This window comes from Flavobacterium chungangense LMG 26729, assembly GCF_000735715.2.
Lineage (GTDB): Bacteria > Bacteroidota > Bacteroidia > Flavobacteriales > Flavobacteriaceae > Flavobacterium > Flavobacterium chungangense.
On sequence record NZ_JASY01000018.1, the window covers coordinates 61,032 to 72,333 of the forward strand.

8 protein-coding genes are annotated in these 11,302 nt (G+C 34.8%); 4 read left to right on the forward strand and 4 right to left on the reverse strand.

All coding sequences use genetic code 11. The annotated features are described in order from the left end of the window. Window positions 1-117: 117 nt before the first annotated feature. The 4 genes from JE46_RS20660 to JE46_RS20675 all read left to right on the forward strand — a co-directional run bounded on the left by JE46_RS20660 (window position 118) and on the right by JE46_RS20675 (window position 7,477). The gene (locus JE46_RS20660) at window positions 118-1,968 is read left to right on the forward strand and encodes an endonuclease (RefSeq protein ID WP_031457189.1); all 1,851 of its coding nucleotides are present in this window, start codon (window positions 118-120) and stop codon (window positions 1,966-1,968) included. 100 nt (window positions 1,969-2,068) lie between these two features. Further along, window positions 2,069-5,734, forward strand: coding sequence for a phosphoribosylformylglycinamidine synthase (gene purL, locus JE46_RS20665; protein ID WP_031457190.1), 3,666 nt, complete (start codon window positions 2,069-2,071; stop codon window positions 5,732-5,734). Window positions 5,735-5,947: 213 nt separating this feature from the next. Further along, window positions 5,948-6,379, forward strand: a complete 432-nt coding sequence (locus tag JE46_RS20670) for a hypothetical protein (RefSeq protein WP_031457191.1) — start codon at window positions 5,948-5,950, stop codon at window positions 6,377-6,379. A 690-nt stretch (window positions 6,380-7,069) separates the two neighbouring features. Next, on the forward strand, window positions 7,070-7,477 hold the full coding sequence (locus JE46_RS20675; RefSeq protein ID WP_031457192.1) for a helix-turn-helix domain-containing protein: 408 nt from the start codon (window positions 7,070-7,072) through the stop codon (window positions 7,475-7,477). Between the two features lie 245 nt (window positions 7,478-7,722). Here JE46_RS20675 and JE46_RS20680 read toward each other — a convergent pair whose 3' ends face one another. The 4 genes from JE46_RS20680 to JE46_RS20695 form a co-directional block, all read right to left on the reverse strand. Next, on the reverse strand, window positions 7,723-7,935 hold the full coding sequence (locus tag JE46_RS20680; RefSeq protein WP_031457193.1) for a hypothetical protein: 213 nt from the start codon (window positions 7,933-7,935) through the stop codon (window positions 7,723-7,725). 269 nt (window positions 7,936-8,204) lie between these two features. After that, window positions 8,205-9,047: a hypothetical protein gene (locus JE46_RS20685; protein WP_031457194.1), complete on the reverse strand. Its 843-nt coding sequence runs from the start codon at window positions 9,045-9,047 to the stop codon at window positions 8,205-8,207. 298 nt (window positions 9,048-9,345) lie between these two features. Further along, window positions 9,346-9,750 carry a hypothetical protein gene (locus tag JE46_RS20690; protein ID WP_031457195.1) on the reverse strand — a complete coding sequence of 135 codons (405 nt, stop codon included), beginning with the start codon at window positions 9,748-9,750 and terminating at the stop codon, window positions 9,346-9,348. Then, window positions 9,731-11,302 (reverse strand): RHS repeat domain-containing protein (locus JE46_RS20695; protein WP_317041412.1); only part of this gene is annotated, 1,572 nt, incomplete at its 5' end. The genes JE46_RS20695 and JE46_RS20690, both read right to left, overlap by 20 nt.

An 11,302-nucleotide genomic window follows, 5' to 3' on the forward strand; every position in this document is an offset into this window, starting at 1 on the left:
AAAAAAATATAACAAAAAATATTTTTATTAAAGTTTTCATAACTTATATATAGATTTGGTAAACTAATTTTGAATCTATAGTATCCATTTTTATTACAGTAAACAAACCAATATTTTATGAAGAAATTTTACATTCTGTTCTTTACGCTTTATGCTGTTTTTTGTTCAGCCCAGGCACCAGCCAATTATTATTCTACAGCTACAGGAACAGGTTACACCCTAAAAACTCAATTGTACAATATCATTAAAGACCACACAGATAACGGTTATTCAGGCTTATATGTTACTTATCAGACATCTGATATTGATAATTTTTATGAAAATGACGGATCAATACTAGATATGTATTCTGAAAATCCTAACGGAAATGATCCTTATACTTACAGTGCAGGTGCCACACAAAGATGCGGATCAGCCGGATATACAAATGAAGGAGACTGCTACAACAGAGAACACATTATTCCGCAATCTGTATTTGACGAAAAAGCACCGATGGTTTCAGATGCTCATTTTATAACTCCAACTGATGGAAAAGTAAATGGAGTGCGATCTAATTATCCGCATTCGGTTGTAGCAACACCAACTGAAACAAGTTTAAACGGAAGCAAATTAGGAGCAAGTACAACTGCAGGTTATTCGGGACTCGTTTTTGAACCAATAGATGAATTTAAAGGTGACATTGCCAGAATGTATTTTTATTTTGCAACACGTTACGAAAATACTGTTGCAGGTTATTCATATCCTATGTTTAATGGTAGTTCGAACAAAGTTTTTACTCCTGCATTTTTAAGTCAGCTTCTTGCCTGGCACAATCAGGATCCGGTAAGCGCACGCGAAATAGCGCGTAATAATGCTATCTATGCACGTCAGAACAATCGTAATCCTTATATTGATCATCCCGAATATGTTGCTGCTGTCTGGACTACAGAAGCAGATGATACAACTGTTCCAACTGCACCGACTAATTTAGCTGTAGCATCCAGCACTTCTAATTCAATTAATTTAACATGGTCGGCTGCGACAGATAACGTAGCTGTTACTGGATATGCTGTATATGTTAATTCGGTTTTTAAACAAAACGAAACCGGACTGAGTGCGACAATTACGGGACTTACCCCTTCTACCTCTTATAATTTTTATGTAGTTGCCAGAGATGCTTCTAATAACACATCAGTTCCAAGTTCAACTGTGAACGGAGTTACAGCAGCCTCAACCGGAGGAGGAAATACAGGCTCTGAAATTTTCTTTTCAGAATATATAGAAGGCAGCAGCAATAACAAAATATTAGAAATATCGAATTTCACCGGCTCTGCAATAAATTTATCAGATTATTCAATTAAAAAACAATCAAATGGTGCCGGAGCATGGGGATCCGGATTAGCCCTAACCGGAACAATTAATGATGGTGCTTCTTATGTAATTGCTTATAATCTAGCAGCGACAAGCTGTTATAATATAGCTGATGCTAACCTATCAAGCAACAGCACTGATCTTCAATACAATGGTAATGACCCAATAGGATTATTTAAAAATAATGTCCTGATTGACATTATCGGAACTTTTAACGGAGGATCTCCAAACTTTGCGATAGATGAAACATTAAGAAGAAAACCGACTGTAACAGGACCAAATACTATTTTCAACAAAAGTGGAGAATGGGATGTCTATACTAAAGACACTTGTTCCGGACTTGGAAGTCATGCGGTAACATTGTCAAATGAAGAATTTAATTCCGCTGAATTTTCAATTTATCCAAATCCGGTAACACACCAATTCACAATTAACTTTAAAGATAGTAGTGATGAATCTTTTTCAATAGCCATTTATTCTTTAGTAGGTCAAAAGGTTTTTGAAAGACAAAATACTAACACGAAAACAGTTGAAGTTCAAAGTTTTTCAAAAGGCACCTATATTATTAAAATAACTAAAGACTCAAAAACACTGGCTAAAAAATTAATAATCAATTAATAAAAATCACGTGATACAGAATTAAAAAGCGGCAAAATTGTCGCTTTTTTTTTTGAGTTGAATTGACTAAATTTGCACCTCAAAACAACAAACTACACAAATGATCCATTTCTTTGAAAACCAAAGCAAAACTGTTTTTGTCGTACAAACGCAAAACGAAATTTCAGCTCAAGACATTTCAAAATTAAACTGGCTTTTTGCCGACGCAAGTAAGATAGAAAAATCTGCATTGACAGGATTTTTTGTTGGTCCACGCGCAACTATGATCACTCCCTGGAGTACAAATGCTGTAGAAATTACTCAAAATATGGGTGTTCCGGGCATAATCAGAATCGAAGAATTTCATCCTGCAACGGAAGATTTTACTGATTTTGACCCAATGCTTTTTCAAAAATTCAATGAATTAGATCAGGAAATCTTCACTATCAACATTCAGCCAGAACCAATTCTGGAAATTGATGATATTGCAACTTACAATAAAGTAGAAGGTTTAGCTTTAAGCGAAGAAGAAGTTGAATATTTAAATAATCTTGCAACTAAATTAGGAAGAAAATTAACTGACTCTGAGATTTTTGCTTTCTCACAAGCGAATTCAGAACACTGCCGTCACAAAATTTTCAACGGAACTTTTGTAATTGACGGTGAAGAAAAAGAAACTTCTCTTTTCAAATTAATCAAAAAAACATCACAGGAAAATCCTAACGATATTGTGTCTGCTTACAAAGACAACGTTGCTTTTGTAAAAGGACCAAAAGTGCAGCAATTTGCACCAAAAACAGCTGACAAACCTGATTATTACGAAATAAAAGAATTTGATTCTGTTTTATCTTTAAAAGCCGAAACACACAATTTTCCAACAACAGTTGAGCCTTTCAACGGAGCTGCAACAGGTTCCGGAGGAGAAATTCGTGACCGTTTAGCCGGAGGTCAAGGTTCTTTGCCATTAGCAGGAACTGCGGTTTATATGACTTCTTACTCTCGTTTAAACGATGACAGAAAATGGGAAAACGCTCTTGAAGAAAGAAAATGGTTGTACCAAACCCCAATGGATATTTTGATCAAAGCTTCAAACGGAGCTTCTGATTTTGGAAATAAATTCGGGCAACCGCTTATTACAGGTTCAGTTTTAACTTTCGAACATGGAGAAAACGACCGTAAAATTGGTTACGATAAAGTAATCATGCAGGCGGGCGGAATTGGTTACGGAAAATTAAATCAGGCAATTAAGCATAAACCACAAGAAGGCGATAAAATCGTCATTCTGGGAGGAGAAAATTATAGAATCGGAATGGGTGGCGCTGCGGTTTCTTCTGCAGATACTGGAGCTTTCGGTTCAGGAATCGAATTAAATGCGATTCAGCGTTCAAACCCTGAAATGCAAAAACGTGCTGCAAATGCAATCCGCGGATTAGTAGAAAGCGACAATAATCCAATTGTTTCGATTCACGATCACGGTGCTGGAGGACACTTAAATTGTCTTTCTGAATTGGTGGAAGAAACGGGAGGTTTAATCGATTTAGATAAATTACCGGTTGGAGATCCTACACTTTCTGCAAAAGAAATTATCGGAAACGAATCTCAGGAAAGAATGGGATTGGTTATTGGTCAAAAAGATATTGATACTTTGCAAAGAATTGCCGACAGAGAGCGTTCGCCAATGTATCAGGTTGGAGATGTAACGGGAGATCACCGTTTTACTTTTCAGTCAAAATCAAATGGTTCAAAACCGATGGATTATGCTTTAGAAGATTTCTTTGGAAGTTCTCCAAAAACGGTTATGACAGATAAAACTATCGATAGAAAATATGCTGATGTTTCTTATTTAGCAAATGACTTCGAAAGTTATTTAAAAGACGTTTTACGTTTAGAAGCGGTTGCTTCAAAAGACTGGTTGACTAACAAAGTGGATCGTTGTGTTGGAGGAAAAGTTGCTAAACAACAAAATGCTGGACCGTTACAATTGCCTTTGAATAATGTTGGAGTTATGGCTCTTGATTATTTAGGAAAAGAAGGAATTGCAACTTCTATTGGGCACGCTCCTATCGCTGCTTTGATTGATCCGGTTGCGGGAAGTAGAAATGCTATCGCAGAATCGTTATCAAACATTGTTTGGGCGCCAATTAAAGATGGTTTAAAAGGAATTTCATTATCTGCAAACTGGATGTGGGCTTGTAAAAACGAAGGTGAAGACGCTCGTTTGTACGCTGCTGTTGAAGGCTGTTCAGAATTTGCAATCGAATTGGGAATCAATATTCCAACAGGAAAAGATTCACTTTCAATGAAACAAAAATATCCAAATGACGAAGTAATTGCGCCGGGAACGGTTATTATTTCGGCTGGAGGAAACTGTACCGATATTAGAAAAGTAGTTGAACCGGTTTTACAGAAAAACGGAGATTCTATTTATTATATCAATTTGTCTCAGGATGATTTTAAATTAGGAGGTTCGTCTTTTGCACAAATCAGAAATACAATCGGAAACGAAACTTCTACCATTAAAGACGCTTCTTTCTTCAAAAATGCCTTTAATACAATTCAGGAATTAATCGGCGAAAGCCAAATCTTAGCGGGTCATGATATCGGAAGCGGTGGTTTAATCACTACTTTATTAGAATTGTGTTTTGCTGATGTAAATCTTGGAGCTAAAATTGATTTTAGCGCTTTCGCGGAAAAAGATTTATTGAAAATCCTTTTCGCAGAAAATATCGGAATTGTGTTCCAGGCGAAATCGGATTCAGCTGTTGAAACTAAATTGAACGCTAACAATATTGAGTTCTTCAAAATCGGTTCAGTTCAAGAAGCTGCGATTTTAGAAATTGGTCCAGACTCTTCGGGATGGATTTTAGACATACACGCTTACCGTGACATTTGGTTCGAAACTTCTTATTTATTAGATCAAAAACAATCTAAAAACGGAAGAGCTCAGGCACGTTTTGAAAACTATAAAAATCAGGTTTTAAATTATACTTTCCCTGCACACTTTACAGGAAAAGCACCTGTAATCGACAATTCTAAACCAAGACCAAAAGCAGCTATTATTCGTGAAAAAGGAAGTAATTCTGAGCGTGAAATGGCAAATGCAATGTACCTGGCAGGATTTGACGTAAAAGACGTTCACATGACGGATTTAATTTCGGGCCGTGAAACGCTTGAAGATATTCAGTTTATTGGTGCTGTTGGAGGATTCTCGAACTCTGACGTTTTAGGTTCTGCTAAAGGCTGGGCCGGAGCTTTCTTATACAACGAAAAAGCAAAAACAGCTTTAGATAATTTCTTTAAAAGAGAAGATACTTTATCTGTGGGAATCTGTAACGGATGTCAGTTGTTTATGGAATTAGAAGTGATTAATCCGGAGCATGAAGTTCACGGAAAAATGCACCATAACGAAAGCCAGAAACACGAAAGCATCTTTACTTCTGTAACGGTTCAGGAAAATAATTCGGTGATGTTATCTACTTTGGCAGGAAGCACTTTAGGAGTTTGGGTTTCTCACGGAGAAGGTAAATTTAAATTGCCTTACGCAGAAGACCAATATAACATTGTTTCTAAATATGCTTACGAAGGATATCCTGCAAACCCTAACGGTTCTGATTATAACACAGCAATGCTATGTGACAAAACCGGAAGACATTTGGTTATGATGCCTCACATTGAACGTTCGACTTTCCAATGGAACTGGGCGTATTATGCAAAAGACAGAAATGACGAGGTTTCACCTTGGCATGAAGCCTTTGTGAATGCCAGAAAATGGATTGAAAAAAACTAAATTTAGTTTTCATTATAGAGACAGCCTCAGCAATATGTATTGCTGAGGTTTTTTTTTAAAAGAATTATCTATTTTCAAATAATTATTTTTTTTTGAGTTTAACTTTTAAGTTAAATTCAAAAATGAATGGTTATTTTCTTGCAAAAATTAAAGTATATTAGCCAAAGAAATACCTCATTTAAAAAAAGTTTCAAAACCTAAAACCTGCGTAAAATGAAAATCCTAAAAGCATTCCTTTTTATCTTATTTTTTGTTACTGTAAAATCACATTCACAAGTTCAGATTGATCAAATCGTATATAAATCCAAAGAACATTATATTACCAATACCCTTCCTTATCATATTACTGGTACATTCCTGCCTCCAGACAAAAAAGAGCCAAGCACCGTTTTAAATGATGACGGAACGGGAGTGATACAATATGATGATATGACCAAGAAAAAAATAAACTGGGGCATAGAATGCAATTGGGAAGGTACTGCTATACTTAAAGAAGGCTACAACAGTGCTTCGTATACATTCTGGTACAGAACGGAAGACAGCGACGAATGGATGTACAGTCAGTTTTCTATTCATTTTGCTAAGAAAAAAATGTTTTTGATGGGCGATAGAATAAAATTTTACGAGGATTACAACGTACAATAATGGCTTCGACTACTTAAAATCAGCTTATAAGATTATTTTATTTTTTCAATTGTTAGTAATCCCGAATTTTAGATAGTTATCAGTTAAAGACGGAGGACCAATGTCATTTAGTTAAGAATTAAAAGATAAAATGATTGCTGATATAAAAAACCTCGCAAAATCGACAGTCAAACATTTAGCGGCATCAAATCTGAAATCAAAAATCGTTACTCCTCACACGAGCCTAAAAGGCGAACTGGCGAAGCAATCTAAAATCTCTTAACTTAATGACATTGAACGAAGGATTAGTGGGTTTGCCTACTTACACCTGTTGACCACTTTATTTGAGCTTCTAAAATTAGTAGGGACTAAGAACTTCATTTTATTAAAAAACACAAAAAACCTTAATTTATATTCTTGGTCCATTCTCTTTGCCGGCACGGAAAAAATTTACGCACTATCGTTGTGCATATCTGGGCGATCTGGATTTCTGCCTCATACGCTGCCCAAAAATTAGTTTCAAAGTATATCTTATTCTTTTTCATAATGGGAAGATTTTAAATTCACTAGCGAAGCTCCACTCTTTCAAAGGATAAACTGGATATACTATCTGACAAAGGGATATTTTACGGATATTTTTTTATCTTTGAAATTCAGACTTTTTAATGCAGATGGCTTTATCTTTGAGCCTTCAGAAAACTAACACTCATTATGGAACAGAAAATTCATCAGGGAAGAAACATTAAACGCTTCAGAGAAATGCTTAACATAAAGCAGGAAGCATTGGCTTATAATCTGGGTGAAGACTGGAATCAGAAAAAAATTTCTATGCTGGAACAGAAAGATGTTATTGAAGACAAACTGCTTAAACAAATCTCTGCTGTATTGAAAATTCCTGTTGAGGCTTTTCAGAATTTTGATGAGGAGCAGGCGGTAAATATTATTTCTAATACTTTTGATAACGGAGCTTTCTTAAATACAGGTCATAGTGCGTCATTTAATGTTAATCCTATCGACAAATTGATTCAACTACACGAAGAAAAAATTGTGTTGTATGAGCGTATGCTGAAAGAGAAGGATGAAATGATGGCGAGACTTGAAAAGCTAATCAGTAAATAACCCCTTGTTTTTCGAAGTATTCTTTACTAACGTTGTTCATATTAGTCAAGTGCTTGGTGTCTACTTACAACAGTTAACCATTTTATAAAGTATACTAAAATAAGTTTGATATAAAAGTAAAACCTCGCAAATTGCGAGGTTTTACTTTTATATACTTTATAGAGACTACATATCTGCAATCAGGTTTTTTCAAAACAAAATGATCATAAAAATCTTTTACATCTCCTCCAACTTGTGAATACAATCTATCGATAAATAAAAGAGTGAATGGCAATAATGATTAAAAAACTACCAAAAAAAACTAGAATTCTCCCATAATGCTTAAAAAATTTATATCCTAAAAATATATTTATTCTTTCATTTGATTTTATTTTCTCACTATAATATAAAAGACCACCCACAGTCATTAATATTATACCTAAAATAAAAGTTATCACTTTATCATCTAAATTCATCATAATTTTCAACCTTTAAAGTTATTTTTCTGCAAATTTATTTTATTTTCTATTTGCGGAATTACCTGCTGTGCGAAGTCTCCCGACTTCGTACCCGTTCCTATATACCGCTAAAACGTTTTTTGGCAGTTGCATACTCACCGATAACCATTCAAACGGATACAATTATCAAAACATTCACGGAAAAAGTCGGGAGACTTTTATTATATCTTATGGCTTTCAAGAACTTTTAAAAATCCGCAAAGTCATGAGACTTTGAGGAGCGGGGATATTTATCGCTTAACCCTTAAAAATACTTTTTTATTATTAGAATGGTATGCTAAACAAGGAATTGGAAGATTTAAATTTTCTTTGTCTATTTCATCATAATTACCGCTTGCTAAAATTTTAATTTTTGTTATTCCAATATGTTTTCTAATAAACTCATTGGCTAACATTCTATTATTTAACCCTACATCAAATGTATCTCCATAATAATTAGCATAGAGCAAACCTGTTTTAGTTTCTATTTCAAAAAGCACCTGATATAATCCAGATATTTCAAAAAAGAAATTATTATCCTTATTGTAAATAATTTTATTATAATAGCTTGTATAATTTTCTGGATAAGCACTAAATTTTTGAATATATTCTCGATTATATGTATATGAATCTACTGTATTTCCGAGTCCAGGATTCCTAATTCTTTGTCTTTCAAATATAGGATTTGGAATAGGAATTTCACATAATATTTCATTTTTAAACCTTATTAAAGTTAATTGAAATTTATTATACTCTTCAAATGCAATATAATTCTCTATGTTACTTTCACAATTAAACTCTTCAGAGGCATCTTCAAATAATCTAAATATTGGTATTGAATAATAATACAAATCTTCTAACTTGTAATTTAGTGATATTGCTGTTTCTTTAACATAAGGAAAAATATCCGCTTCGTTATATTTAATAATCTGCTTATTATATAATACTTTAACACTATCTTCAGCAATTTTATTATAAAAACTTCTATCATAACGAAAAACTATTGTATCAAACAAATCTTGTTTTTTATTTGTTTGAGCGAAAGTACAAATCGTAAAAAAGAATAAAATAATTTTTGTTTTTATGGATGCCATACACTAAATATTTGTTTTACTCCTGCTGTGCGAAGTCTCCCGACTTCGTACCCGTTCCTATATACCGCTAAAACGTTTTTTGGCAGTTGCATACTCACCGATAACCATTCAAACGGATACAATTATCAAGACATTCACGGAAAAAGTCGAGAGACTTTTATCCTATTTTACGGCTTTCAAGAACTTTTAAAAATCCGCAAAGTCTATTAAACTTTGCGCAACTTTCTATTTAAGAAATAGCTTACAATTAATTATCAAGTATTTCATTGATACTCTACAGAACAACTAATCTGAAATACTACCTATTCTCCAGAGATATAACCTCTATATTAACTTCTTGACCGTTCTTTAATTTTTCTTTGGTGAATGCTTCAGAAAAGTTAGCTGAACCATAAATATTGTGGCCATGAAGCATAAATTTATATCCTTTGGTCGAATCAATTTTAATTTTAATCGACCCTGAAGAATCTGTTACATATTCTCCAACTTTATTAAAACTCTTCATTAAATAACCATTCTCCTGTACACTAACTTCGATAGTATCAAAAATATTAACTCTGGACTTTCTGGTTTCACTATCAATTGAATTTATTTTTATAGTAATTTGATTTTCTAAATTATTTTTTTTATTACAACTTAAAATTAAAAAAAACATCATCAGAATATATAATACTATTTTTCTTTTAAGGATGTTTGATTGCATAATCTGTTATATTTATGTGATTAATTAGTACTCCACTCCTATAATACTGTCCCGTTAAATTAACATTATTAATTACAGGCCATTGAAAACTCCCACTTACAGAACTACCCTGAAACGGATTATCAGCAAATTCTAATCTATAAGCAAAATGTACGTTATCTGTCGGATTTCTTTGATAGTAATTAGTTACTTTCGACACGTTAGGATAATCAAAATTAAAACTACCTCCAAAATACATTCCTACTGGGTCATAAAGAGTCACTTCAGAAATATGTATATTCATTGCTCCAAGTTTGTTCGCAATTCTTACTGCAGCTGCTCCACCACGACTATGACCATACAGCTTTAATTGATTGCCTTTTTCAAATCCTTCCTTTAAATAAGCTATGATTTCATCGTCACCACCGCCAACTGAACTGGTAAACATTTTTCCTCCTTGTGCTTCAACCAATGCTTTTAAATCCGGATTACCGCTTGCTCCTTCACCTCCAGCACCATAAATACCTGCAACCGTTGTTTTAGGCTTACTCATCATATGCATTGCATGATTCAGTCCACTAACTACAAGCCCAGTAACTGCTCCTTGCCAGAAATTACCTCCTGTTAAAGCTGCTCCAGCACCACCTGAAACGGTACCAAATGCTATCATACCTAAATCGCCTGTTCCAGCACCTAAACCTGCATGCTTTGTCATTGACATTGTATAATTCCCATTATCAGTAATTGTATCTCCTCCACTCCATGCACTAGACGCAATACTGCTCAATGCCCCAGCTGCAAAACCACTCCAAAACTTCCCTCCCGAAATAGCCGTCATACTACCCTGAAACGTTCCATGTGCTGCTGCCTGAAACGCCGCCTGCGAATAGAAATTAGTAAACAAACTACCTGCAGCACTACCAATACCATATGTCACTGCAGCACTTGCTGCACCAATAAACACAGATTTTGTTAAACCACCTACTGTAAAGGGAACATCTGCAAGCGCAGCTGTTAAGGTATATGATGTAGCTGCTATTATCGCACCTAATACAACAGCACCTACAAAAGTAAAATATTCCCCACTAGGATCCGTGTACATCAAAGGATTGTTCAACACATACGAATACCTGTTGTAATTTTGGGTATTTTCAGGCTGCTGTATAAAATTATCCGGCATTAAAAAAGAACGTAAAACAGGATCGTACAAACGACCGTTCATGTGTATGAGGCCAACCTCTGCCAGATGTTCGTGGCTGGTATAACCACGGTCGAGCATCATCAGGGATGCTCCTGTACCGTTTGTTGGCAGGGTGATTGCCACACCATTTTTCTGCAATTTGGCCAGATTCCCCCACGCATCAAACTGGCGCCTTTCTACCGCTGTACCTGTGTTGTCTGAAATAGCGATAATGCTCCCCAGATAATCCCTGTGAAGGTAATATTTTTTGTCTGTAATGGCACCTGTAGCCACCGTTTTTGTTTTTTCTATATACAGAGGTGCTCCGTAGGCATCTCCTCCTACGTAAGTTCTTATTGTAACTTCTGTCGGGGTTCTTATAATCTCTACCGT

Coding starts and splice junctions, on each gene's coding strand:
- JE46_RS20685 (WP_031457194.1), bottom strand. CDS start 9,047: ATGGCATCCATAAAAACAAAAATTATTTTATTCTTTTTTACGATTTGT.
- purL (WP_031457190.1), top strand. CDS start 2,069: ATGATCCATTTCTTTGAAAACCAAAGCAAAACTGTTTTTGTCGTACAA.
- JE46_RS20660 (WP_031457189.1), top strand. CDS start 118: ATGAAGAAATTTTACATTCTGTTCTTTACGCTTTATGCTGTTTTTTGT.
- JE46_RS20690 (WP_031457195.1), bottom strand. CDS start 9,750: ATGCAATCAAACATCCTTAAAAGAAAAATAGTATTATATATTCTGATG.
- JE46_RS20675 (WP_031457192.1), top strand. CDS start 7,070: ATGGAACAGAAAATTCATCAGGGAAGAAACATTAAACGCTTCAGAGAA.
- JE46_RS20680 (WP_031457193.1), bottom strand. CDS start 7,935: ATGATGAATTTAGATGATAAAGTGATAACTTTTATTTTAGGTATAATA.
- JE46_RS20670 (WP_031457191.1), top strand. CDS start 5,948: ATGAAAATCCTAAAAGCATTCCTTTTTATCTTATTTTTTGTTACTGTA.